The organism is Pseudomonas sp. PAMC25584 (assembly GCF_058135675.1).
In genome coordinates this window covers 2,848,267-2,873,983 of record NZ_CM176870.1, presented here as the reverse complement: position 1 = coordinate 2,873,983, position 25,717 = coordinate 2,848,267, and the positions used below count along the sequence as shown (strand labels likewise).

The 25,717-nt window shown below is 61.4% G+C and carries 19 protein-coding genes; 11 read left to right on the top strand and 8 right to left on the bottom strand.

The features are described from left to right. The first annotated feature begins 54 nt into the window (after positions 1 to 54). Positions 55 to 543: a GFA family protein gene (locus ACS5Q8_RS13185; protein ID WP_443695270.1), complete on the top strand. Its 489-nt coding sequence runs from the start codon at positions 55 to 57 to the stop codon at positions 541 to 543. A 75-nt stretch (positions 544 to 618) separates the two neighbouring features. Here the strand turns inward: ACS5Q8_RS13185 and ACS5Q8_RS13180 are convergent, their stop codons facing one another. The 3 genes from ACS5Q8_RS13180 to ACS5Q8_RS13170 all read right to left on the bottom strand — a co-directional run bounded on the left by ACS5Q8_RS13180 (position 619) and on the right by ACS5Q8_RS13170 (position 3,394). Then, positions 619 to 1,896, bottom strand: a complete 1,278-nt coding sequence (locus ACS5Q8_RS13180) for an ATP-binding protein (RefSeq protein ID WP_276197867.1) — start codon at positions 1,894 to 1,896, stop codon at positions 619 to 621. Then, the gene (locus ACS5Q8_RS13175) at positions 1,897 to 2,604 is read right to left on the bottom strand and encodes a winged helix-turn-helix domain-containing protein (protein WP_276197866.1); all 708 of its coding nucleotides are present in this window, start codon (positions 2,602 to 2,604) and stop codon (positions 1,897 to 1,899) included. Between the two features lie 187 nt (positions 2,605 to 2,791). After that, complete coding sequence (locus ACS5Q8_RS13170) at positions 2,792 to 3,394, bottom strand: MiaE family protein (protein WP_426101714.1); 603 nt, start codon at positions 3,392 to 3,394, stop codon at positions 2,792 to 2,794. Between the two features lie 149 nt (positions 3,395 to 3,543). On the opposite strand from ACS5Q8_RS13170, the gene ACS5Q8_RS13165 reads away from it, so the two are divergent. Beyond that, entirely contained in the window at positions 3,544 to 4,407 is an 864-nt protein-coding gene (locus ACS5Q8_RS13165; RefSeq protein WP_276197864.1) for a universal stress protein, read from the top strand. Positions 4,408 to 4,410: 3 nt separating this feature from the next. Here the strand turns inward: ACS5Q8_RS13165 and ACS5Q8_RS13160 are convergent, their stop codons facing one another. After that, positions 4,411 to 4,881 (bottom strand): DUF1289 domain-containing protein, encoded by a 471-nt coding sequence (locus ACS5Q8_RS13160; RefSeq protein WP_276197863.1) that lies wholly within the window; start codon positions 4,879 to 4,881, stop codon positions 4,411 to 4,413. A gap of 396 nt (positions 4,882 to 5,277) precedes the next feature. Between ACS5Q8_RS13160 and acnB the strand changes: the two genes are divergently transcribed. Beyond that, positions 5,278 to 7,878 carry a bifunctional aconitate hydratase 2/2-methylisocitrate dehydratase gene (gene acnB / locus ACS5Q8_RS13155; RefSeq protein WP_247401616.1) on the top strand — a complete coding sequence of 867 codons (2,601 nt, stop codon included), beginning with the start codon at positions 5,278 to 5,280 and terminating at the stop codon, positions 7,876 to 7,878. A gap of 51 nt (positions 7,879 to 7,929) precedes the next feature. Here the strand turns inward: acnB and ACS5Q8_RS13150 are convergent, their stop codons facing one another. Next, positions 7,930 to 9,582 (bottom strand): SulP family inorganic anion transporter, encoded by a 1,653-nt coding sequence (locus tag ACS5Q8_RS13150; RefSeq protein WP_465160285.1) that lies wholly within the window; start codon positions 9,580 to 9,582, stop codon positions 7,930 to 7,932. A 144-nt stretch (positions 9,583 to 9,726) separates the two neighbouring features. Continuing rightward, positions 9,727 to 11,004, bottom strand: coding sequence for a serine/threonine transporter (locus tag ACS5Q8_RS13145; RefSeq protein ID WP_276197861.1), 1,278 nt, complete (start codon positions 11,002 to 11,004; stop codon positions 9,727 to 9,729). 485 nt (positions 11,005 to 11,489) lie between these two features. Here ACS5Q8_RS13145 and ACS5Q8_RS13140 point away from each other — a divergent pair, with 485 nt between their 5' ends. The 5 genes from ACS5Q8_RS13140 (at position 11,490) to pdxR (ending at position 16,671) form a co-directional block, all read left to right on the top strand. Then, on the top strand, positions 11,490 to 12,014 hold the full coding sequence (locus tag ACS5Q8_RS13140; RefSeq protein ID WP_276197859.1) for a cysteine hydrolase family protein: 525 nt from the start codon (positions 11,490 to 11,492) through the stop codon (positions 12,012 to 12,014). A 141-nt stretch (positions 12,015 to 12,155) separates the two neighbouring features. After that, the gene (locus ACS5Q8_RS13135) at positions 12,156 to 13,109 is read left to right on the top strand and encodes a 2-hydroxyacid dehydrogenase (RefSeq protein WP_276197858.1); all 954 of its coding nucleotides are present in this window, start codon (positions 12,156 to 12,158) and stop codon (positions 13,107 to 13,109) included. A gap of 129 nt (positions 13,110 to 13,238) precedes the next feature. Next, positions 13,239 to 14,306, top strand: a complete 1,068-nt coding sequence (locus tag ACS5Q8_RS13130) for a phosphotransferase family protein (RefSeq protein ID WP_426101722.1) — start codon at positions 13,239 to 13,241, stop codon at positions 14,304 to 14,306. Between the two features lie 31 nt (positions 14,307 to 14,337). After that, a complete protein-coding gene (locus ACS5Q8_RS13125; protein ID WP_276197856.1) occupies positions 14,338 to 15,105 on the top strand; it encodes an SDR family oxidoreductase in 768 nt (255 codons plus the stop codon). A 132-nt stretch (positions 15,106 to 15,237) separates the two neighbouring features. Then, positions 15,238 to 16,671 (top strand): MocR-like pyridoxine biosynthesis transcription factor PdxR, encoded by a 1,434-nt coding sequence (gene pdxR / locus ACS5Q8_RS13120; protein ID WP_443695263.1) that lies wholly within the window; start codon positions 15,238 to 15,240, stop codon positions 16,669 to 16,671. 17 nt (positions 16,672 to 16,688) lie between these two features. Here pdxR and ACS5Q8_RS13115 read toward each other — a convergent pair whose 3' ends face one another. Next, the gene (locus ACS5Q8_RS13115; RefSeq protein WP_443699365.1) at positions 16,689 to 17,318 is read right to left on the bottom strand and encodes a DNA-3-methyladenine glycosylase I; all 630 of its coding nucleotides are present in this window, start codon (positions 17,316 to 17,318) and stop codon (positions 16,689 to 16,691) included. A gap of 217 nt (positions 17,319 to 17,535) precedes the next feature. On the opposite strand from ACS5Q8_RS13115, the gene ACS5Q8_RS13110 reads away from it, so the two are divergent. The 3 genes from ACS5Q8_RS13110 to ACS5Q8_RS13100 all read left to right on the top strand — a co-directional run bounded on the left by ACS5Q8_RS13110 (position 17,536) and on the right by ACS5Q8_RS13100 (position 20,436). Next, positions 17,536 to 18,861 (top strand): C4-dicarboxylate transporter DctA, encoded by a 1,326-nt coding sequence (locus ACS5Q8_RS13110; protein ID WP_426101734.1) that lies wholly within the window; start codon positions 17,536 to 17,538, stop codon positions 18,859 to 18,861. 169 nt (positions 18,862 to 19,030) lie between these two features. Further along, positions 19,031 to 19,732: a FadR/GntR family transcriptional regulator gene (locus ACS5Q8_RS13105; protein WP_247401638.1), complete on the top strand. Its 702-nt coding sequence runs from the start codon at positions 19,031 to 19,033 to the stop codon at positions 19,730 to 19,732. A 17-nt stretch (positions 19,733 to 19,749) separates the two neighbouring features. Beyond that, positions 19,750 to 20,436 carry a GntR family transcriptional regulator gene (locus ACS5Q8_RS13100; protein WP_426101726.1) on the top strand — a complete coding sequence of 229 codons (687 nt, stop codon included), beginning with the start codon at positions 19,750 to 19,752 and terminating at the stop codon, positions 20,434 to 20,436. 130 nt (positions 20,437 to 20,566) lie between these two features. On the opposite strand, the gene ACS5Q8_RS13095 is transcribed toward ACS5Q8_RS13100, so the two are convergent. Continuing rightward, positions 20,567 to 25,435: an NAD-glutamate dehydrogenase gene (locus tag ACS5Q8_RS13095; protein WP_465160284.1), complete on the bottom strand. Its 4,869-nt coding sequence runs from the start codon at positions 25,433 to 25,435 to the stop codon at positions 20,567 to 20,569. Positions 25,436 to 25,717 lie beyond the last annotated feature (282 nt).

Below are 25,717 nucleotides of genomic sequence, written 5' to 3'. Positions count from 1 at the left end.
TTGATGCCGCAAAGCGCCTAGACTGCGGAGTCACCTTGCCAGAGGAGACTGCCCATGCAACTCGAAGGTTCCTGCCATTGCGGCGCCGTGACGTTCAGCCTGACCAGCACCCATCCCTACCCTTACCAGCGCTGCTATTGCTCGATTTGCCGCAAGACCCAGGGCGGCGGCGGTTACGCAATCAACCTGGCGGGCGACAGCAACAGCCTGAAAGTGCGCGGGCGCAAGCTGATCTCGATCTACCACGCCCGGCTCAAGCCCGAGGGCGCCAGCCGCGCCCATGCCAGCGGCGCCGAGCGGCATTTCTGCTCACAATGCGGCAGCGCGCTATGGCTGTTCAGCCCGGAGTGGCCGGAGCTGATCCATCCCTTTGCCTCGGCCATCGACACGCCATTGCCGGTGCCGCCGCAACACACGCACCTGATGCTCGGTTCCAAGGCGCCCTGGGTCGAAGTCAGCGTGCGCAAGGGTGACCTGCAGTTCGATGAATACCCGCAGGAGTCAATCGCGCAGTGGCATGAACGGTTGGGGCTTAGCCGCTAACCGTCCGTGACGGCCGACTCGCAGGCGCGATTTTACCGTTGCGCCCAGCGTTGATCGCCCTCGCATTCCAGAGCGTCAAGCGTCATACGCCCACCTCATCCGAAACGACGCCCCGCCCCACTCGGAGTCTTGCACTAGCACCTGCCCGCCATGCCATTGGCAGACCCGCTGCACCAGCGCCAGGCCCAGGCCGAAGCCACCGGTGCGGCGGTCACGGCTGGCGTCGAGGCGTATGAACGGCTGGAAGATCTTCGCGCGGCCCTCCTCGGGTATGCCCGGGCCATCGTCACAGACCCGCACTTCATAACCGCTGCCGAACTTGACCAGCGACACTTCTACCCGGCGGTCGGCGTAACGAATGGCGTTGCGCAGCAGGTTGATCACCGCACGCGCCATGAAGCGCGGTTCGATTTGGATAACGTCGACTTCACAGGTGCGCAAGGACAACTGCACGCCTTCCACCTCGGCCTCCAGGGCGACGCTGCCGATCACGCTGTCGAGCCAGCTCTGGGCCTCGATAGCCTCCCGCGTGACCTGGGTGGCGCCGCGCTCCAGGCTGGCGTAGGTCAACAGCTCAGAGACCATTTCCTCCAACTCGCCGAGGTCGGCGTACATGTCGGCGATCAGTGCACGGCTCTGCCGGGGATCGGCCTGTTGTTTGAGCTGATCAAGCTCGAACGACAAGCGCGCGATAGGCGTGCGCAGTTCATGGGAGACCGCGTTGGTCAGCTCACGCTGGTTGGCAATCAGGCTTTCGATGCGTTCGGCCATCTGATTGAAGTGCCCGGCCAGTTCGCGCACGGTGGAGCGACGCGGCAACAGGATGCGCGAGCAGAGGTCGTTGTCGCCGAAGCGTTGGGCGGCCAGGCGGATGTGTTCAAGGTCGCGCCAGTGCGGGCGTACCCAAAAGTACAGCACAAGAGCCAGGCACAACCCGAGAAAACCGTAGGCCCACAGGTACAGCCACTTGGGTTCCTCCGGCAGTTTTATTTCCAGCAACTGCGGGCCCGTGTCGATGCGGGTGAGGAACTCCTTGAAGTCCCCGCGCACCACCAGCAAGCCGTCGCCCAGAAGTTTTTGTTCGCGCTCGGTCAGTGCCAGGGAGTCCTTTTCCACCAGTTTCAGAGGCAACCCATAGTGGGGTTGCAACTCGGCCAGCCGAGCTTGCCGCGCTTCGCCACGCAACGGCCGCAGTTGCTCGACCAGGCCGTAGGCCGGGCCACGCAGGGCTTCGCGGTTATAGGTCTCGTTGGCTTCGGGCAGCAACTCGTCGAACGTGTAGTTGACCAGCCAGATCGCCCCCGCCAGGCCCAGGGCCAGAATCACATACAGGCGTAGAAACAGGCGCAGCATCTAGACCTCCCACGCAAACGGATTGAACAGATAGCCCTTGCCCCAAATAGTCTTGATGCACACCGGTTCACGGGGGTTATCGTTGAGCTTGCCGCGCAGTTTGCTGATGTACACGTCGACGCTGCGGTTCAGGCCGTCAAAGGCGATGCCGCGCATGCGGTTGAGGATGTCATCGCGGGAGAGGATCTTGCCCGCGCTGCTGGCAAGCAACCACAGCAACTCGAATTCCATGGTGGTGAGGTCGATCTTCTCGCCGCCCAGGCTGACCACCCGGCAACTGCGGTCAATGGCCAGCCGCCCGAACTCGATGGCCCCGCGCACCGTCGGCTCCGGCGCCTGGCGACGTTGCAACGCACGCAGGCGGGCCAGCAGTACCGGCGGTTTGATCGGTTTGATCACGTAGTCATCGGCGCCGGACTCCAGGCCGAGAATATGGTCCAGGTCATCTTCCTTGGCGGTGAGGATCACGATCGGCGTGTCGGACACCGTGCGAATCTCGCGACACACATGCAGGCCGCTCTGACCGGGCAGCATCAGGTCGAGCACGACAATCTTTGGCTTGAAATCGAGGAAGACCGCCAAAGCTGCATCGCCGCGATGCACCACCCGCACCTCAAAACCGTGCTGGGCCAGAAAGTGCGCGACCAGCCCTGCCAGCTTCTCATCATCCTCAACGAGCAGGACCTTGCCCAGACCCAGGTTTTCCATAAGCTCTCAGTGTGCGACGCAGATTGAAGTGCGCGCAGTATAGGAGGCAAGCTGTCCGGCAGCAGCGCTTGGTCGGCCACGCGCGATGAAACTTCATGCTTTTAAGAGTTTTTAACAAATAGCCTGCAATTTTTAACCCCATTACAGGCAGTGATATGCGCAAGGATGACCTGGATCAGCCGTCGCCTCAGGCCGGCACGCCACTGTGAAAGCGGAACTCGACGTCCGGTGACTCGATCAGCGCCTGCTCGGCCGCCCTCACCCGCTCGATCACCTGGGCAACGTCCTTGGCCTCGCCGTACTGGTACGCCAGCTTCAAGTAACCCTGGTAGTGCCGCGCCTCGCTTTTCAGCAGGCCGAAGTAGAACTTGCCGAGTTCTTCGTCCAAATGCGGCACCAGGGCCTCGAAACGCTCGCAACTGCGCGCCTCGATAAAGGCCCCAACCACCAGGGTGTCCACCAGTTTGACCGGTTCATGGGTGCGCACCACCTTGCGCAACCCCGAGGCATAACGCCCGGCGTGCAACTGGCGCAACTCGACCTTGCGCTTCTTCATCAGGCGCATGACCTGTTCGTGGTGGACCAGTTCTTCGCGTGCCAGGCGCGACATCATATTGATCAAGTCAACATGGCTGTGATACTTAGCGATCAGGCTCAAGGCGGTGCTGGCGGCCTTGAATTCACAGTTCTTGTGGTCGATCAACAGGGTTTCCTGATCGGCCAGTGCGGCCTGGACCCAGGCGGCAGGGGTGGGACAGCCGAGGAATTCGTGGATTTCGGGCAGGTTCATCGGGCTCACGGGCAAAGGATCACAATAGGCCGCCGATTATACCGACCGCGCCGCAGACCACCAGCCACTGGCCTTGATGTGTATCAACATGACGTCTGGCGGGCAGCAACTATAGTTGTTCAACGCCCCCTTTCTGGAGAGTCCCGACCATGCAAGCCATCCGCAGCATCCTGGTGGTCATTGAGCCCGAGCATTCGGAAAGCCTGGCCCTCAAGCGCGCCAAGCTGATCGCCGGGGCCACCGGCGCGCATCTGCACCTACTGGTGTGCGACAAAAAGCATGAGCATTCGGCGCTGTTGAGTCTGCTCAAGTCCGGCCTGACGGAAGACGGCTACAACGTCACGACCGAACAGGCGTGGAATAGCAGCCTGCATGAAACCATCATCGACGTGCAGCAAGCCGAAGGCTGTGGCCTGGTGATCAAGCAGCACTACGCCGACAGCCCACTGAAAAAGGCGCTGCTGACCCCAGCGGACTGGAAGCTGTTGCGCTACTGCCCTGCGCCGGTCCTGCTGGTCAAGACGGCAACCCCATGGAGCGGCGGCGTCATTCTTGCCGCCATCGATGTGGGCAATACCGACGCCGAACACCGCGCGCTCCACCACATGATCGTCGACTATGGCTTCGACATTGCCAGCCTGGCCAAGGCATCGCTGCACGTGATCAGCGCTCATCCATCGCCTATGCTCTCGGCCGGCGACCCGGTGTTTCAACTCAAGGAAACCATCGAGGCGCGCTATCGCGATCAGTGCAAGGCATTCCAAGCCAAATTTGATATAGATGATGCCAACCTGCATATCGAAGAAGGCCCGGCGGATGTGCTGATTCCCCATACCGCCTACACATTGAAAGCGGCAGTGACGATCATCGGCACCGTGGCGCGCACCGGGCTGACCGGGGCGCTGATCGGCAATACGGCGGAAGTGGTGCTGGATGCACTGGAAAGCGATGTGCTGGTGCTCAAGCCACAGACACTGACGGATCAGCTGGAAAAGCTGGCCAACCAGGCCTGATCGTCAGGCACCCAACACATCCTTGAGAAACCCCGGCGCGATATAGCGCTGGTAATGCGCCTCGGACAGGATAAAAAACTCACGGTCGATGGCGTCGCGCAGCGCAGGCAGGCTCCACTCGCGAAACTCCGGCAGCAGCACCATGCCATAGGCCTCCAGGTTGGAAATCACCCGCGCCCCGCGGGCGATCAACTGGTATGCCCAGCAGTACTCTGACTGATGCGGCACAAAGCGAATCTTGCGTTGTTCCAGTTGGCCGCGCAGGGTCTTGGGGTCGAAAACCTCCAGCTTGCCGGCCATGACCTGCACCAGCAGTTGCTCAAGCCGTAGCCAGACCGCGCGTTTTTCCTCTTCGTTATAGCCATTCCACTGGATCACTTCATGGTGGAAGCGCTTGCATCCGCGACACACGAGGTCACCGTAAACCGTGGAGCACAGGCCTACGCAGGGGGTCTTGATGGTGTGGTTGGACATGGGTGGCAACACGCAAATCAGCGAAACAGTGCGCCATGTTAGCCCTTTGTCTAAGGTTCATCACCCCGCAAACTTGGCTTGGCAACTTACCTTTAGAAATTATTTGCCGTAGAATCAACCGGCCTTATAAGGCGCCAATAATCCGCTGGAAGCTGTTTTCAAAGCGTCACGAGCACAGTCGATCCTTCAGAACGGTATTGGCGATGGTCAATGACCCCGCAGGTCAAGCCAGCGCCAACCCTCATCAGCTCCGTTCTGCAGGCGTAAAACTTTGAAAGCAGCTTCTGTGAGGAATGTCGGCAGCGCAGGCTTTGCGGCCCAAAAGGCCCCCGAGCGCATGCGTGCCGTTCATTTCTGGATGAGCGTCCCGTGGGACCACTGATGAGGGTAATAACTGTGCTTGAAGCGTATCGCAAACATATCGAAGAGCGTGCAGCCCTGGGTATTGTTCCCCAGCCGCTTAATGCCGAACAAACCGCAGGCCTGGTTGAGCTGCTGAAAAATCCTCCGGCTGGCGAAGAAAAATTTCTCGTTGACCTGATCACCAACCGCATTCCACCAGGTGTTGACGAAGCAGCCTACGTCAAAGCCGGTTTCCTGTCTGCCCTGGCCAAGGGCGAAGCCACTTCTCCCCTGATCGACAAGAAACGCGCTGTTGAACTGCTTGGCACCATGCAAGGCGGCTACAACATCGTGACCCTGGTCGAGCTGCTCGACAGCGCCGAACTGGCGCCAGTTGCCGCCGCTCAGCTCAAGCACACCCTGCTGATGTTCGATGCGTTCCACGACGTGGCTGAAAAAGCCAAGGCCGGCAACGCACACGCCAAAGCCGTGGTCCAGTCCTGGGCCGACGGCGAGTGGTTCAAGAACCGCCCGACCCTGGCCGACAAGATCAGCCTGCGCGTGTTCAAGGTCACCGGCGAAACCAACACCGACGACCTGTCGCCTGCGCCGGACGCCTGGTCCCGCCCTGATATCCCGCTGCACGCCCTGGCGATGCTGAAAATGGCTCGCGAAGGCATCGTGCCGGACGAGCAAGGCAAAACCGGTCCGATGAAGCAGATCGAAGAAATGCGCGGCCAAGGCTTCCCGATCGCCTACGTCGGTGACGTGGTCGGTACCGGTTCGTCGCGTAAGTCGGCGACCAACTCCGTGCTGTGGTTCTTCGGTGATGACGTTCCTTACGTGCCGAACAAGCGTGCCGGTGGCTTCTGCTTCGGCAGCAAGATCGCTCCGATCTTCTACAACACCATGGAAGATGCGGGCGCACTGCCGATCGAGTTCGACGTCACCAACATGAACATGGGCGACGTGATCGACCTGTACCCGCATGCTGGCAAAGTCTGCAAGCACGGTACCGATGAAGTCCTGACCACCTTCGAAATGAAGACTCCGGTGCTGTTGGACGAAGTCCGTGCCGGCGGCCGTATCCCGCTGATCATCGGCCGTGGCCTGACCGAAAAAGCGCGTACCGAACTCGGTCTGCCACCGTCCGACCTGTTCAAGAAGCCGGAAGCTCCGGCCGAAAGCACCAAGGGTTTCACCCTGGCGCAGAAGATGGTCGGCAAGGCTTGCGGTGTGGTTGGCGTTCGTCCAGGCACCTATTGCGAGCCGAAGATGACCACCGTGGGTTCCCAGGACACCACCGGTCCTATGACCCGTGACGAACTGAAAGACCTGGCGTGCCTGGGCTTCTCGACCGATCTGGTGATGCAGTCGTTCTGCCACACCGCGGCTTACCCTAAGCCGATCGACGTGACCACCCACCACACCCTGCCTGACTTCATCATGACCCGTGGCGGCGTGTCGCTGCGTCCAGGCGATGGCATCATCCACAGCTGGCTGAACCGCATGCTGCTGCCGGACACCGTCGGCACCGGTGGTGACTCCCACACCCGTTTCCCGATGGGCATCTCGTTCCCGGCCGGTTCCGGCCTGGTAGCGTTCGCCGCAGCCACTGGCGTCATGCCACTGGACATGCCGGAATCGATCCTGGTGCGCTTCAAAGGCAAAATGCAACCTGGCATCACCCTGCGTGACCTGGTTCATGCCATTCCTTACTACGCGATCCAGGCTGGCCTGCTGACCGTAGAGAAGAAAGGCAAGAAGAACGCCTTCTCCGGCCGCATCCTGGAAATCGAAGGCCTGGACAACCTGAGCATCGAACAAGCCTTCGAGCTGTCCGACGCCTCGGCTGAACGTTCGGCTGCCGGTTGCACCATCAAGCTGTCGAAAGATTCGATCACCGAGTACCTGAACTCCAACATCACCCTGCTGCGCTGGATGATCGGCGAAGGCTACGGCGATGCACGCACCCTGGAACGTCGCGCCCAAGCGATGGAAGCCTGGGTTGCCAACCCGGAGCTGATGGTGGCCGATGCCGACGCGGAATACGCCGAAATCATCGAGATCGACCTGGCCGACATCAAGGAGCCTGTGCTCTGCGCGCCAAACGATCCGGACGACGCCCGTCTGCTGTCCAGCGTTGCTGGCGAGAAGATCGACGAAGTGTTCATCGGTTCGTGCATGACCAACATCGGTCACTTCCGCGCTGCCGGTAAACTGCTGGATCAGGTCAAGGGTCAGCTGCCAACCCGTCTGTGGCTGTCGCCGCCGACCAAGATGGACGCTCACCAACTGACCGAAGAAGGCTACTACGGCATCTACGGCAAGGCTGGCGCGCGCATGGAAATGCCGGGCTGCTCGCTGTGCATGGGTAACCAGGCACGTGTAGAACCGAATGCGACCGTCGTGTCGACCTCGACCCGTAACTTCCCGAACCGTCTGGGCGACGGCGCCAACGTCTACCTGGCTTCGGCCGAGTTGGCGTCGGTGGCTTCGATCCTGGGTCGCCTGCCGACCGTCGAGGAGTACATGGAGTACGCCGCGAAGATCAACACCATGGCCAGCGATGTGTATCGCTACCTGAGTTTCGATCAGATCGCCGAGTTCCGTGAAAGCGCTGCAAACGCCAACATCCCGGTGCTTCAAGCCTAAGGGTGTGTTGATGTAAAGGACGCCGCGTATCGCAAGATACGCGGCGTTTTTTTATGCCTGTGGATGGGCCTGCAAGGCCAGTTGCACCGCACCATCAACGCTCAAGCCGCTGAGCAAAACCTCTGGCGCCTGCGCCTCAGGCAGCATCTGCAATACTTCATGGGCATCATGTCGCACCCGCGCCAGCACCAGTTGCTTGCCCTGTGCGCGTGCCTGGGCAAAAAAAGCGGCCAGCGCTTCGATGCTGGTGCCGTCGAGGTCGTGGGATTCTTCCAGGCTCAACACCACCCTCTGCGCAGATGACTGGCGCATCAAGCGCAGGGCAGCGCCGAGGATGCGCTCGGCATTCGCGAAAAACAGCGCTTCGCTCGGCCGTATGATCAATACGCCGGGGATGGTCAGCGCATCGGCATGGTGTAGGCGGTCCACGAAGTCATGACTGTCGCCCAGCCGCCCAAGCACCTGGATATCCGCTGCCGACATCTGGCGCAACATCAACACCACGCTGATCGCGACCGACAATAACAAGCCATCCAGCACACCGAGCACCAGCACGGCCGCCACCGCGCACACCGCCAGCAAACGGTCGCGCCGCCACAGGAAGTAACGCCCCAGGGGCTGCAGGCTCAAACCGCGGCCCAAGGCATAGATCACCACCGCCGCCAACACCGGCTCCGGCGTGAGCGCAACATACGGCAGCACCGTCAACACAATTACCAGGATCACCAGCGCCGCGACAATCCCCGCCCAACGCGAATAGGCGCCAGCCGCCTCGTTCGCCGAGGTCGCCGAATACCCGGCGCCCGTCGGCATGCCGTGGAACAAACCGGACACCAGGTTAGCCGCCCCCAGTGCCAGCAAATCGCGGTTGGACGACACCCGGTCGCCATGTTTAAGGGCGAACGAACTGATCGAGCCGTAGGACTCTGCGTACAAAATCATGACCAGCGCAAACGCCAACTCGCCCAGGCGCAGCCAATCGGCAAACGGCAGCACCGGCAAATGCCCCAGCTCCAGGCGCAGGTCAATCAGACCGATCAGCGCCACTCCCTGGGCCTGCAGGTTCAGGCTCTGGCCGGCAACAATGCCCAGCACTATCACCACCAGCCCACCGGGCAGGCGCGGAACGCGGGCGCATAGCCACAACACCAGCAATGCCACCGCAGCCACCACCGCGGCGGGCCAGTTCCAGTGCGGCAGTTGCTCCAGCAACTGCGGCAGGAAGCGGATCAGGTTGTTATCGGTCAGGTGGACACCCACCACACCGGCCAGTTGTTTGAGGATGATGGTCAGCGCCAGGCCGAAGGCAAACCCGCGCAACACCGGCTTGGCGATAAAAGAGGTGACACCACCGAGCTTGAACAACCCGGCCAAGAGAAAAAACACGCCAATGATCAACACCAGCCCGAACGCCAGGGACAGCCTCAGCGCCGGGTCATCACCCGCCAGGCTGGCCGTTGCCGCCGCCAACACCGCCGCCGACGACGAGGTCGCTGAGACAATCGCGAAGCGGCTGGTGCCGAACAGGCCGTAGCACACCAGCCCGGCAAACAAGGCAATCACACCGGCCTGGGGCGGCAGCGCGGCAATGCTGGAATAGGCCACCGCCTCCGGCAGCAGTAAACCGGCAATCGATAAGCCGGCGAGTATGTCCTGGGTACGCTTCGACGCAGCGACAACGGGCGCATCGGTTTCAGTGTTCAATCGGCCCCACCCATCCTGGATAAAAAAGTGCTCCAGCTTAGCGCCCATTGCCGCGCGGCGGTTGCGCCGTGTCAGGTTTTGCGAGCGAAAAAAAGGGCCGATTCGCCATGTTTGCGAATCAGCCCTGGTCGGTGCAGCGCGCTGTCAGGACATCAGCGAGTAAATCAACGCGGTAATCGCCACCAGGCCGACCGCCGTGACAAACACATTGGACGCCTGCCCACGGTACTTGGCCATCGCCGGCACCTTGCGGATCGCGTACATCGGCATCAGGAACAGGATCGATGCAATGATCGGCCCCCCCAATGTCTCGATCATGCGAAGGATGCTCGGGTTAAGCGTGGCGACGATCCAGCACACCACCAGCATGAAGGCGGCGGTCATGCGGTCCAGGCTCTTCGGTGCAGGACGGCGGCCGGTTTTCGCGACCAGGCCCTTGAGGCCTTCGCTGGCGCCGATGTAGTGGCCCAGGAACGACTTCGCAATCGCCACGAACGCAATCAACGGCGCAGCGAAGGCGATGGTCGGGTTGTCAAAGTGGTTGGCCAGGTACGACAGGATCGACAGGTTCTGCGCTTTCGCTTCGGCCAGTTGCGCCGGCGATAGGGTCAGCACGCAACTGAACACGAAGAACAGCACCATCACCACCATCAACAGGTGCGCGCGCGACAGGATCTGCGAGCTGCGCTCATCGGCGTTCGCGCCGTACTGACGTTTCTGGTCCACGGCAAAGGCCGAGATGATCGGCGAATGGTTGAACGAGAACACCATCACCGGAATCGCCAGCCACAAGGTGCTGAGCAACGCCGAAGGCGACGGGACCACGCTGGCGGTGCTGAGGATGCCACCATTCCAGTGCGGGATCAGGTACACCGCCAGAAACAGCAAGGCGACGATAAACGGATACACCATCACGCTCATGGCCTTGACGATCGCCTGCTCACCGCAACGCACCACGGCCAGCAGGCCGAGGATCAGCACAAACGCCAGGATCGCCCGTGGCGGCGGCATGATGTGCAACTGGTGCTCCATGAAGCTGCCGACGGTGTTGGTCAGCGCCACGCTGTAGATCAGCAGGATCGGGAAGATCGCCAAGAAGTACAGCAAGGTGATCAGCGCGCCGGCCTTGACGCCGAAGTGCTCTTCGACCACGTCGGTGATGTCGGAGCCTTCACGACCGGACAGCACAAAACGCGTCAAGCCACGGTGGGCAAAAAACGTCATCGGGAAGGCGAGCAGCGCCAGGATCACCAGCGGCCAGAAGCCGCCGAGGCCGGCGTTGATAGGTAGAAATAAAGTGCCGGCACCAATCGCCGTGCCGAATAGGCCAAGCATCCAGGTGGTGTCCTGACGGCTCCAGCGTGTAAGGATTACAGGTGTCGTGACATAACGTTCGTCGACGCTATTGGCCTGATCATTCATCCGATCGGATCTCCGCATTTCCACAGCAGGGACGAGTCAGAAAAACCTGACAGGCAGCGTCCCAACCATAACAGGGGCGCGATTGTCCGGGATTCTTTTGAATAAGCAAAGGCTTAGCTGAGGAACGGTTAAGCGGTGCAGAGGCTCAAGAGCGAGGTTTTCGGCTATTTTTGCGCGCTCAACGTGGAGAGCATCAGCGGCAGTGGCGTATCAGATGAATCCGTTATGAGTGCCCGAAACATCGTTATGCCTTGTAAGAGAATACCTGCGACTGTTGACTGTCAAACGCATGCCCAGCATGATCGGCCCATGAACCTATTTCAGCTACGCCTCACCCGCACCACCACAACGACCGCTTCCGGCGGGTCGTGCGGTTGCCGTGGGGACTTGAACTAGACACCTCACAGATTCAACCCAAGGCCCCGCCAGCAATGGACGGGGCCTTTTTATTGCGCCTCCATCTGGCACACGCAAGGAGCAACACCATGGCTGACGCCCTGTTGATCATCGATATGCAAAGCGGTTTGTACGATGGCCCGGACCAACCCTTCGAACGCGAACGCGTGCTGGCGACCATTAACCAACTGATCCGTCGCGCCCGCACCGCCGGCGCACCGATCTTCGTCGCCCGCCACACTGGCCCGGCGGGTTCACCGATTGCAGCGGGCAGCCCGTATTGGCAGGTGTGGCACGCACTGGATGTCGATGAGGCTCGTGACCGGTTCTTCAATAAAACCCGTCCCAGTTGTTTCCTCGGCACCGATCTGGCGCAGCGACTGCGCGCAACACAGGTCAATGAACTGGTGATTGTTGGGATGAAAACCCAGTTCTGTATCGATACCACTTGCCGCGTAGCCGCAGAACTGGGGTTCTCGGTGATCCTGCCAGAAGATGGCCATACCTGCATGGACACCGCAACGCTGTCGGCGGCGGCGATCATCGAACATCACAACGCCACATTGGCCGGAGCGTTTGCGCAACGCGTGAGAGCCGCTGAGGTGAGCTTCTGACAACGTAGAGACCGTGAGAGCGAGCTTGCTGTGGCGAGGGCACACGCTCGGTGTCACCATGATTTTTCTGCTCCAACAAAACGATTTTGCCTACAAATCCCGCATACTCTTGCTCTCAAACCCTTCAGGAAGAGCCTTCCGATGACAACCACTGTTCTGGTTCTGGTTGAAACCATCAACGAATACCTGCCCATCATCGAAAGCAATGACTTTCATGTGATCCTGGCGCCGACGCCCGCCGAGCGTGCCCACGCCATCAAGACCCATGGCGGGCAGATCCAGGCTGTGCTGACCCGTGGTCCGCTGGGCCTGTATGCCGAAGAAATCGCCGCGCTGCCGCTGCTGGAGATCATCTGCGTGATCGGCGCCGGCTATGAACATGTCGACCTGCAGGCGGCGAGCAATCGCGCGATTGTGGTGACCAACGGTGCCGGGGTGAACGCGCCGTCGGTGGCGGACCACGCCATGGCCTTGTTGCTGTCATTGGTGCGCGGCATTCCACAAACGGACGCGGCAGTGCGCGACGGCGAGTGGCCCAAGGTGATGCGCCCTTCCCTGGGCGGCAAGCAACTGGGGATTCTCGGGCTCGGCGCGGTGGGCCTGGAGATCGCCAAGCGCGCCGCCTTAGGGTTCGGCATGCAAGTGAGCTACCACAACCGCCAGCCGCGCGATGACGTGGACTACACCTATTGCTCAACCGCCGTGGAGCTGGCACACACCTCGGACTTCCTGATCCTGGCCACGCCCGGCGGCCCGGGCACGCGCCACTTGATCGATCGGCACGCCCTGGATGCGTTGGGGCCGAACGGCTACCTAGTGAATATCGGCCGTGGCAGCGTGGTGGTGACCGCCGACCTGATCGACGCCCTGGAGCAACGCCGTATCGGCGGCGCGGCACTGGATGTGTTCGACGACGAGCCCAAGGTGCCCGAGGCCCTCAAGCGCCTGAGCAATACTGTTCTGACCTCCCATGTGGCCGGGCTGTCACCGGAAGCCGCCCACGATACGGTGCAACGGGTGGCCGATAACCTGCTGGAGTACTTCGCCGGCCGTCCGGTACTGACGCCGGTCGCCTTGCCCCCGCCCGAAAAATGACCGATCAGGCACGCTGATCATCATCCAACACGCGAACCTATTAAGCCGCCCCAACCTTGTGGCCGGGCGGCTGTGCGCATTAGATTAGCCAATAGTCCGAGGCCTTTAGAATAAGCAGAAGGGATAAGCATGGCGCTGAACGACCAATCGACCCAGATCCGCCCAGGCGAAGAACTTGATGCCAGCCTGATCGATCCCTATCTCAAGGCCCACATTCCGGGCCTGAGCGGCGCGGTCAAGATCAGCCAGTTCCCCGGCGGCGCGTCCAACCTGACCTACCTGCTCGAATACCCGGGCCAGGAATTCGTGCTGCGCCGCCCGCCGTTCGGGCACAAGGCCAAGTCCGCCCACGACATGGGCCGTGAATTCCGCATTCTCAATCAACTTAAAGACGGTTTTCCCTACTGCCCCAAGGCCTATGTGCATTGCACCGACGAATCGGTGATCGGCGCCGAATTTTATGTGATGGAGCGCGTCAACGGCATCATCCTGCGCTCCGACCTGCCGGCGGAACTGGGCCTGGACGCGAGCAAGACCGAAGCGCTGTGCAAAAGTTTTATCGACAAGTTCGTCGAGCTGCACCAGGTGGACTACAGCGTCTGCGGCCTGGCTGACCTGGGCAAGCCCGAGGGTTATGTGGAGCGTCAGATCCGTGGCTGGAGCGACCGCTACGAAAAAGCCCTGACCCCCGACGCGCCCCGCTGGGAGGCCGTGCGCGCCTGGCTCAACGACAAGATGCCGGCCGACCACCCTACCTCGAGCATCGTGCATAACGACTACCGCTTCGACAACGTGATCCTCGACCCGCACAACCCGATGCAGATCATCGGCGTGCTGGATTGGGAGCTGACCACCCTCGGCGACCCGCTGATGGACCTGGGCAACACCCTCGCCTACTGGATCGAAGCCGCCGACCCGGCGCCCGTGCAACTGATGCGCCGCCAGCCGAGCAACGCACCCGGCATGCTCACGCGCCGCCAGTTCGTCGACTACTACGCCGAGCGCTCGGGCCTTGAGATCGACAATTTCGACTTCTACTACACCTACGGCCTGTTCCGCCTGGCCGGCATCGTGCAGCAGATCTACTACCGTTTTTTCCATGGACAGACCCAGGACAAACGCTTTGCGCAGTTCATTCAGATGAACAAGCTGCTGGAGCAGATGAGCCTGAATGTCATCGGCAAATCCGCCCTCTGATCGACCGAGCCAAGACCCACAAGGAACCCCCATGTCCAAGACCAACCTGTTCGACCTCGACGGCAAGATCGCTTTTGTCTCCGGCGCCAGCCGTGGCATCGGTGAGGCCATCGCCAAGTTGCTGGCCCAGCAAGGCGCCCACGTGATCGTCTCCAGCCGCAAGCTGGAAGGCTGCCAGCACGTGGCGGATGCGATCATCGCCGACGGCGGCAAGGCCACTGCGGTTGCCTGCCATATCGGTGAAATGGAGCAGATCACCCAGGTCTTCGCCGGCATCCGCGAACAGTTTGGGCGCCTGGACATCCTGGTCAACAATGCCGCGACCAACCCGCAATTCTGCAACGTACTGGACACCGACCTGGGCGCCTTCCAGAAAACCGTGGATGTGAATATTCGCGGCTACTTCTTCATGTCGGTGGAAGCCGGCAAGCTGATGCGCGAAAACGGCGGCGGCAGCATCATCAACGTGGCCTCTATCAACGGGATCTCCCCGGGCGTGTTCCAAGGCATTTATTCGATAACCAAGGCCGCCGTGATCAACATGACCAAGGTGTTCGCCAAGGAATGCGCCGACTTCGGCATCCGTTGCAACGCCCTGCTGCCGGGCCTGACCGACACCAAGTTCGCCTCGGCGCTGGTGAAGAACGACGCGATCCTGAAAATGGCCCTGGCGCAGATTCCGCTCAAGCGCGTGGCGGACCCAAGCGAGATGGCCGGCGCGGTGCTGTACCTGGCCAGCGATGCCTCCAGCTACACCACCGGTGTGTCGCTGAACGTGGACGGTGGCTTCCTGTCCTAACCACATAAGCAGCACAATCCCCAGGTGGGAGCAGGCCCGCTCCCACTTTTTTTATCGCGTTGTCCTACCGCCCCTTTGGAGCAAGCGTCACCTGCGAGTAGTCTTGGAGCGACTCAGCCCCTCAGGACAAACATGGAACTGCACGTGATCATCAACGGCCGCAAGGACCTGGCCGAACAGCTTTACCAGCAACTGCGCGAAGCCATTGACTCCGGCCGCCTGGCCACCGGGGCCCAGTTGCCACCCAGCCGCCTGCTGGCCAAGCAACTGGGCGTGTCACGCAAGACCGTGTCCGACACCTACGCCACCCTGACCTACGAAGGCCTGCTGGTGGGCAAGACCGGCCGTGGCACGTTCGTCAGCCGCCGCGCGCCACCGAGCGAACGCCTGCAAACCGCCACCGACCTGGCCTGCGCCAGCAACCTGGCGAAGTGGCAGGCACTGCCCTCGGCCATGCGCCACCCAACACACGGCAGCCCCCTGCGCTACGAATTTATCGGCGGTGCCACCAGCCGCCAGCAATTCCCACAGGATGAATGGCGGCGCTGCACCCAGGACGCCCTGCGGCGTATCGCCCAGAACAGTGGCTTCTACAGCCAGCCCGAAGGCCTGCCGGCGTTGCGCAGCGCCATCGCCGGGCATATTGCGTTCTCCCGAGGGGTCAAATGCCGCGATGCCGACATTGTGGTCACCAACGGCGCACAGCAGGCACTCGACCTGATCGCCCGCGTGGTGCTGGAACCGGGTAGCATCGTCGCTATGGAAGACCCCGGCTACAGTCCGGCGCGCCAGTTGTTCATGGCGATGGGGGCAAACGTTATCGGGGTGCCCATCGACGATCAGGGCATTCAGGTCGACCAGGTCCCTGACGGCGCGCGGCTGATCTATGTGACGCCGTCCCACCAGTTTCCCCTCGGTATGCCCATGAGCCTGGCGCGCCGCGAAGCCCTGCTGGCCCGCGCGTTCGAGCTGGGCGCGATCGTTATCGAAGACGACTACGACAGCGAATTCCGTTACGAAGGCCGCCCCACCGACTCCCTGCAAAGCATGGACACCCGTGGCGTGGTCGCCTACGTCGGCACCTTCTCCAAAACCCTGCTGCCGGAGTTGCGCCTGGGCTATGCGGTACTGCCGCCGGCGATTTATGGCGCGGTGCTCAAGGCCAAGCAATTGACCGATCAACACAGCTCCACCCTGCCGCAATGGGCGCTGGCCAAATTCATCAGCGAAGGCTACCTGCTCAAGCACATTCGCCGCTGCCACAGCGTGTATGCCGGGCGCCGCGAGCGCATTCTGCAACGCCTGGCGGGTGACCTGTCGCCGTGGTTCGACGCGGTGCCCACCGTGGCCGGCTTTCATATGGCAGCGCTGTGCAAGGTGGCGGTGGACATCCCGCGGCTGCTGGAACTGGCACGCCAGGGGGAAGTGGGCCTATATCCACTCGATGTGTTCTTTCACGACACGCCGGTACGCCCGGGCCTGATCATCGGCTTCGGCGCCATCGAAACCCTGGACATCGACCCGGGCCTGGACAAGGTGCGTGACATTCTCCAACACATTGGCTAACGGGCCTTCACGCACGATCAGGGGCGCCTGAACAGGCGGCGGTGGTCTTCGATCCGCTCACGGCAGACGCAGCCTTCAAGGTGATCATTGACCATCCCCATCGCCTGCATCAGCGCATACATCGTGGTGGGCCCCACGTAAGTCCACCCGCGTTTTTTCAAGGCCTTGGACAACCGCACCGACGCCGGTGACGTCGGATTGGCCTTCCAATAAGCCAGGTCCACCACCGCCGGGCGCTGTTCAGGCGCCGGTTCGAATGACCAGAGCCAATTCGCCAGCGAACCACTCTCCTGCACCAACTCACATGCCCTGCGCGCATTGTTGAGGGTCGAGACGATCTTCGCACGGTTGCGCACAATGCCTGGATCAGCCATGAGCCGCTGGATATCCGCCTCGCCGTACTGCGCCACCCGGTGAAAATCAAAACCGTCGAACGCCCGCCGAAAGTGCTCGCGCTTGCGCAGGATGGTGATCCACGCCATCCCCGCCTGAAAACCCTCCAGGCAAATCTTCTCGTACAACTGAATGTCATCCGCCACCGGCACGCCCCATTCGTGGTCGTGGTAATGCGGATATTCCGGCGCAGCGGTACGCCAACTGCAATGGGTCAGCCCCGCTTCGTTGGTGGTCAGCCCGGGTTTGTCCATCCATCACCTCGCGTGCTCAGGCGCGGATGATAAGCGAAAAAATTTGCTCCCCGCCAACCGCTCAAGCGCCGCCCTCACAGAGCAACTGGTCAGACCGCAACCCGCCAAGCGCGGAATATTTACTTGTGATCGGGAAAAACCCAAGCGTAGACTGGCCACGCACTGGACTTACCGGTAAGACCACAACAATTAAGCCCTGGAACCACCAGGGCACCGCATAGAGATCCCTCCCATGCTCAGATGGTGCTCGCGTTCGATTTTCCTGCAAGTCTTGATAGGTCTGATGCTCGGCATCATCTGCGGCTTGGCCCTCCCCGAATATTCCTCGCAACTCAAACCCTTGGGTGACGGCTTTATCAAGCTGATCAAGATGCTGATTGGCCTGATCGTGTTCTGCGTGGTGGTCAGCGGTATCTCCGGCGCCGGCGACTTGAAAAAGGTCGGGCGCATCGGCTTGAAGTCAGTGATTTACTTTGAAGTGCTGACCACCGTCGCCTTGGTGATCGGCCTGATCATGGCCTTCAGCACCGGTATCGGCACCGGCGCAAATATCCACCTGGAGCAATTGTCCTCCGCCGGCCTGCATGAACTGGCCGACAAGGGCCAGCACATCAAGGGCACCAGCCAGTTCCTGATGGACCTGATCCCCAACTCGGTGATCGGCGCATTTGCCGACAACAACGTGCTGCAAGTGCTGCTGTTCTCGGTACTGTTCGGCAGCGCGCTGAACCTGGTGGGCGAAGCCGCTTCGGGCATCTCGCGGCTGATCAACGAACTGAGCCATGTGATCTTCCGCATCATGGGCATGATCGTGCGCCTGGCGCCGATTGGCGTGTTCGGGGCGATCGCCTTTACCACCAGCACCTACGGCCTGGATTCGCTGCAACACCTGGGCAGTCTGGTGGGTCTGTTCTACCTGACCTGCTTTGTCTTCGTCTCGCTCATTCTTGGCCTGGTCATGCGCCTGTCCGGCCTGCGCATGCTGCCGCTGCTCAAGTACCTGCGCGAAGAGCTACTGATCGTGATGGGCACCGCGTCATCCGATGCGGTCTTGCCACAGATCATGCGTAAACTCGAGCACCTGGGCATTGGCAGCTCTACCGTGGGCCTGGTGATTCCGACGGGGTATTCGTTCAACCTCGACGGTTTCTCGATCTACCTAACCCTGGCCATCGTGTTTATCGCCAACGCCACCGGCACACCGCTGTCGATGACCGACCTGCTGACCATCCTGCTGGTATCGTTGATCACCTCCAAGGGCGCGCATGGCATTCCGGGCTCGGCGCTGGTGATTCTGGCGGCGACACTCACGGCCATCCCGGCGATTCCGGTGGTCGGCCTGGTGCTGGTGCTGGCCGTGGACTGGTTCATGGGCATCGGCCGCGCATTGACCAACCTGATCGGCAACTGCGTCGCAACCATCGCCATTGCGCGCTGGGAAAAAGACATCGACATCCAGCGCGCGAACAAGGTGCTCGACGGTGAGCAGGGGTATGCGTTCCAGGCTAAAAAACCGGTAGTGCCAGCGCATCAGGAGTTCTGATCCATTTGCATGATCGACGCAGATCACCTGTGGGAGGAGGCTTGCCCCGATTGCGGTGGATCAGCCTCATCGCAGGTGACTGATACAGTGCTATCTGGGGCAAGCCCGCTCCCACACTTAATCGTCGCCTTTGTGGCAATTGTATTCGCAACATCAAGGAGCCATCGACGTGATCACCCCCTCAACCGTCGTCAATTCAGTCGTAGAAAAACTCCGTGCCGCCCTGGCGCGGGGCCAGTGGCGCCGGGGCGAAATGCTGCCCGGCCAGCGTGAACTGGCCGAACAAATGGGCATCAGCCGCCCGAGCCTGCGTGAAGCCGTGATCGTGCTGGAAACCCTCGGCCTGGTGCGCGCCATGCCCGGCAAGGGCGTAGTGGTGTTGGAAACCAGCATCAGCGAGCCGCAATCGAGCGACGCCGTGGCCGACGCCAGCCTCGAAGACATCCTGCAACTGCGCTACACCCTGGAGCCGTTCATTGTCGGCCTGGTGGCCCAATCCATCAGCAGCAAGGAAGTCGGCCAACTGCGCCTGACGTTGATGGACATGCGCGAAGCCTTGGACGCCGGCGACGCCGAAGCGGGCATGAACGCCTACATCGGTTTCCACGAAGAACTGTTCGCCCTCACCTCCAACCCGATCTTCCAGAACGTAGTGCAGCAAACCAGCAACGCCCTCAAGCAAAGCGCCCAGGTGCTGCGCAATTCTCCCGAACACCTCGCGGAGCGCCTGCAGGAAAACGACGCCGTGGTGCGCGCCATCCGCAACAAAAACAGCGCGCTGGCAAGTGCCGAGATGCGCCGACACATCCTCCAGGAAGGCCTGCGCATGGGCATTCGCTTGAACATCCCGGACGACCACCTGGGTAGCTGATTTTTTGGAGACCGGCCATGACCGCCCACGCCCTGCAACGCGATCCCATCCTCCCTGCCCTGCGCCTGGTGGCGGGTAAAAAGCCCGCCGTGGATGACCTCTACCCTCGGCTGTTCGACGCTATCCTCGAACAACGCATCGGCCCCTCCAGCCGCTTTACCGAAGACAGCCTGGGCGAAACCTTTGGTGTGAGCCGCAGCGTGATTCGCCGGGTACTGGCCAAGCTATCCCAGCAACAAGTGATCATCCTGCGCCCGAACCAGCGCGCCCAAGTGGCTACGCCAGATGCACAGCAAACGCGGCAGATTCTGGAAGCACGACGCCTGACGGAAATGACCGTGGTGCAACTGGCCTGCGCACAGGCCACGCCCGCGCAGATACGCCAACTGCGCGAGCTGATTGCCCGCGAACGCGAGTGCATCCAGGGCGACCAGCGCGGGCCGGCGATTCGCTTGTCGGGGGAGTTTCACCTGCAATTGGCGGCCATTGCCGGCAATGGGCCGCTGGCACAGTTCCTCAATAGCCTGGTGCCATTGACGTCGTTGATCATTGCGCAGTTTCAAGCGAAAGCCTGCACGTACTGCGCGTGGCAGGAGCATGTAGCAATCGTGGAGGCGGTGGAGCAACAGGATGTCAGCGCAGCCGTGTCGTTGATGACCCAGCACCTGGATCAGCTGGAAACCAAACTACTCAAGCACCACTGATCTCCAGTAAACGCACAAACAAAATGTGGGAGGGGGCTTGCCCCCGATAGAAGCGTGTCAGTCAACAACTACATGACTGATACACCGCTATCGGGGGCAAGCCCCCTCCCACCGTTGCTTTACCGCTGAATCAAGCCGGCTGCAGCACCGACTGACCACTCAACGCCAAGTCGAGCAACTCACGGTTGGCCACCGCGTACATGGCGTAGTCCGTGCCAACCGCCGCACGGATTTCCACCATCATTGCGCGCCAACGATCGGCCATGTCCTGGTGCTGCTCAAGCCACAGGGCCACGCGGGCTTCCATGTCTTGTGGCGCGTCGGCCATTTGCAGTACGGAAATGGTGATCGCCCGTTGCTGCCAGTCCACGTCGTCGCGGAAGGCTTCGCGGGCCGCAGCCTGCCAGTTGTTGGCCACCGGCAGATCGCTGATCTGCTGCAGGTACCACGGCAAGTCCAGGGCGCTGCCGACGGCGAAGTAGGCCTTGGCCACTTCGGCGGCGTCATGCCCGGTCACGTCGGCGGCTTCGATGATCGGCAGCAAGGTATACAGGTGGGTAGTGCCTGCAACCATGCGTGCCAACAGCTCGGGTACGCCGGCTTCGGTGTAGGCCTGATAGCGGTTCTGCCAACCCTCGCGGGTCGGGCCTTCCAGCAGTTCGTCGAGCTTGAGGCCCAACGCCGCCAGGTGCGGACCGAAGTGTGCGGTGTCACGCCCGGCGTCCTGCTCGTTGCGACGGCTGCGCAGGAACCAGCGCGTAGCGCGACGGCCCAGGCGCATCAGCTCGTCCATCAACTCCAGTTGCACGTCGGCAGAAACCTGGTGGTCCAGGGCTTCGATCTGACGGAACCAGTGCGGGAGGTGGAAGATGTCACGCACGATCACATAAGCGCCGGCCACGTTCGCCGGGCTCATGCCGGTCGACTCTTTGAGTCGTTGAACGAAGGTGATGCCCATGTGGTTGACCAGATCGTTGGCGATCTGGGTGCTGACGATCTCGCGCTTCAGACGGTGGCGACGCATCGCCTCGCCGAACTTGGCGACCAGGCTCGGTGGGAACGCGGTCTCCATGTCACGGGTCAGGTACTCGTCATCCGGCACCTGCGACTTGAGCAGGGCTTCCTTGAGGTCGATCTTGCTGTAGGAGATCAACACCGACAGCTCCGGACGGGTCAGCCCCTTGCCGGTGGCGGCGCGCTCGACGAGCTGTTCCTCGGTCGGCAGGTACTCGATGGCACGGTCCAGCTTGCCACGGCTTTCCAGGTCGCTCATCAGGCGCTTGTACTCGGCGGCACGCTCGTAGGCACGGCGGGCGGCCAGGGACAGGGCCTGGGTTTGCTTGTAGTTGTTGCCCAACACCAGGCTGCCGACTTCGTCGGTCATGCTCGCCAGCAACTGGTTGCGTTGCTTGTCGGTCATGTCGCCGGCCTGCACCACTTCGTTGAGCAGGATCTTGATGTTCACTTCGTGGTCGGAACAGTCCACGCCACCGGCGTTGTCGATGAAATCGGTGTTCGAACCGCCGCCATTGAGGCCGAATTCCACACGCCCCAGTTGGGTCATGCCGAGGTTACCGCCCTCGCCCACCACCTTGCAGCGCAGCTCGTTGCCGTTGACGCGCAGCGCGTCGTTGGCCTTGTCGCCCACATCGGCATGGCTTTCGGTGCTGGCCTTGACATAAGTCCCGATCCCGCCGTTCCACAACAGGTCCACCGGCGCCTTGAGCAAGGCGTTCAGCAGTTCGGTCGGGGTCAGCTTGTCGGCCTTGATGTCGAAGCGTTCTTTCATCTGCGCCGAGATGGCAATGCTCTTCGCGCTGCGCGAGAAGATGCCGCCGCCTTCGGACATGATGCTGGTGTCGTAGTCGGTCCACGCCGAACGCGGCAGCTCGAACATGCGCTGACGCTCGACGAAGCTGGTCGCCGGGTTCGGGTTCGGGTCGATGAAGATATGCAGGTGGTTGAAGGCCGCGACCAGTTGCAGCTTGTCGGACATCAACAGGCCGTTACCGAACACGTCACCGGCCATATCGCCGACGCCAACCACCGTGATGCTGTCTTCCTGCACGTTGATGCCGCGCTCACGGAAGTGACGCTGCACGCCGACCCACGCGCCCTTGGCGGTGATGCCCATTTTCTTGTGGTCGTAACCGGCCGAACCACCGGAAGCGAACGCGTCGCCCAGCCAGAAGCCGTAGTCGATGGCGATGCCGTTGGCGATATCGGAGAACGTCGCGGTGCCTTTGTCGGCTGCGACGACCAGGTACGGGTCATCACCGTCATGCCGCACGACGTTGACCGGCGGCACCAGGGCGCCGTCCTTGAGGTTGTCGGTGATGTCCAACAGGCCGGAAATGAAGATGCGGTAGCAGGCGATGCCCTCGGCCGCGATCTCGTCGCGGCTGCCGCCCAATGGCAGGCGACGCGGCAGGAAGCCGCCCTTGGCGCCCACCGGCACGATCACCGAGTTCTTCACTTGCTGGGCTTTTACCAGGCCGAGCACTTCGGTGCGGTAGTCTTCTTCACGGTCGGACCAACGCAGGCCCCCACGCGCAACGTTGCCAAAGCGCAGGTGCACGCCTTCGACGCGTGGCGAGTAGACGAAGATTTCAAACTTCGGCACCGGCTTGGGCAGCTCAGGAATGGCCCGCGGGTCGAACTTGAAGCTGAAGTACGACTTGTTCTGGCCGTTGGCGTCGGTCTGGTAGAAGTTGGTGCGCAGCGTGGCCTTGATCAGGTCCAGGTAGCGACGCAGGATGCGGTCTTCGTTGAGCACCTGAACGTCGTCCAGGGCGCTGAGAATCGCTTGTTCCAGGCGTTGCTGCTTGTCTTCCAGGTCGTCGGCGGCGAGCTTGCGTGCCAGGTAGAAGCGCGTCTTGAACAACCGGGTCAACTCGCGGGCGATGTCGGTGTGGTTGTTCAGGGTGCTGGCGATATAACCCAGGTCGAAGCCCAGGCGGATCTGCTTCATGTAACGGGCGTAGGCACGCAGCAGCGCCACGTCGCGCCATGGCAGGCCGGCGGTCAGCACCAGGCGGTTGAACGCATCGTTCTCGGCGTCGCCGTGGACGATATGCACGAACGCGTCCTGCAGGGTGTCGTTGAGCTGCTGGATATCCAGGTTCACGCCTTCGGCGGCGATGAAGGCAAAATCGTGAATCCAGAACTCACGCCCCTTGGCGTGACGCAGACGATACGGGAACTCACCCAGCACGCGCAGGCCGAGGTTTTCCAGGATCGGCAGGACGTCGGACAGCGCCAGCGGGGTGTCGGCATGGTAGAGCTTGCAATGCAGCTCGCGCTGGCCGGACACCTGGCCCAGCGGCTGATAGAAGCTCATCACCAACGGGTTGGCTTCGGTCAGGCTGAGCAAGTGCTGCATGTCGACCACGGCCGAATGCGCGGCAAAACGCTCGCGGTAGCCGGCCGGGAAGCCTTTCGGGAAGTCCGCCAGCACGTTGGTGCCGTGGGCTTCGCCGAAACTTTCGACCACCAGGCTGGAGTAGTCGTCCTGCCAACTGCGACAGGCCTGCACCACTTCTTTTTCCAGTTGCAGCGTGTCGATGTCCAGGCGGTTCTTCGGGTCGACCCGCAGAATCAGTTGCACGCGGGCCAGTACGGACTCGGAAAAGAACGTCCAGAACTCGCAGTCCGAGGCTTTCAGGCGATCCATCAGCACTTGCTGGATCTTCTGGCGCACTTCGGTGGAGTAGATGTCACGCGGCACGTAGGCCAGGCAGTAGCAGAAGCGACCGTAGGGGTCTTTGCGCAGGAACACGCGGATCTTGTTGCGCTCCTGGATCTGCACGATCGACATCACGGTGCTGAACAGCTCATCGACCGGGGTCTGGAACAGGTCATCACGCGGCAATACTTCGACCACCTGCGCCAGTTCCTTGCCCAGGTGAGCCTTGGCCTGGAAGCCCGAACGGCGTTCGATTTCCGCGACCTTGCGGCGGATATAAGGAATCACCCGCACGCTTTCGCCGTACACCGACGAGGTGTACAGGCCCATGAAGCGGCATTCCTTGATGACCTTGCCGTCGGCGTTGATCTCACGGATCGACACGTAGTCCGGATAGGCCGGGCGGTGAACGCGGCTAGGGTGTGCGGCCTTGGCGAACGACAACACGGCCGGCTCGCGCAGGTAGGACACGGCGTAGTCTTCGATGCGCAGGTCGTCGGCGGTGAGGCCGGCGCGCAGCAGCTTGGTCAGACCGAGGAAGGAGCCGGCGTCATATTCGATATGACCGCCGTCGGCCTCGTCACGTACCACGAACTCTTCATAGCCGAGGAAGGTGAAGTGGTTGCCCACCAGCCATTCCAGGAAGTTCTTGATCTCGGCTTTTTCTTCGCCGTCGATGCTGAACTGGCTGGCGTCGATACCGGCCAACAGTTCCTGGACCTTGGCTTTCATCGGCTCGAAATCGGCCACGGCCACGCGCACTTCGCCCAGCACCTGCTCCAGTTCTTTGCTCAGCACGCTCAGTTCGGCGGTGTTGGCGCAGCGGTCGATTTCCAGGTACATCAGCGATTCTTGCTGGATGCCTTCGCCCTGGGTGCCTTTAGGCAGGATTTCCAGCAACTCACCTTTTTTGCCACGACGCACGCTGAGCACGGTGGTTTGCAGGGTGTGGATGCTGTAGCCACGGCGGTTGAGCTCGGTACGCACCGAGTCGACCAAAAATGGCAGGTCATGGTGCAGCACTTCGACCGCAGTGTGGGTCGACTGCCAGCCATGACGTTCGTAATCGGGGTTGTAGACCCGCACCTGGGGCTCGGTGTGGTCGAAGCGCTCAAGCAGGCGCCAGGCAGACAGGGTGCAACCGGCCAAGTCGGAAAGACGACGTTGGGTCAGTTCGTCCAGGGAAATGATGCCGAAAAATTGTTCAGCGAACAGCGCCACTTGTGGCAGTGCCTGTTCACTGATGTGCTGCGCCAGTGCCGCTTGCAGTTGATGCTGGAAGTCGGCCTTGCTGGCTGCGGTGAAGAACGCCATCTGTGGTACTCCGCTTGGGCTTGTTATTGATGGAAGCGTCGCGTGTTATCCCCTTGCGGGGAGACCGTCAGCTCTGTTCGCAGGTAACGATGTAAGCACCATAAACGAATCAGGGTGACAGGTGGGTGAAGCTGGACAAGACGATCAGGTCACATACAACTTCCATTAGACGTACACCTTGCCAGGCGACGGTGTGACGGGCAGGTCTGGCTCCCGACAGAGGGCACATCCGTTGCGCAGCTTAACGAGTGTAGGAAGACAGCTGCTTGCGGCGCTGCGACA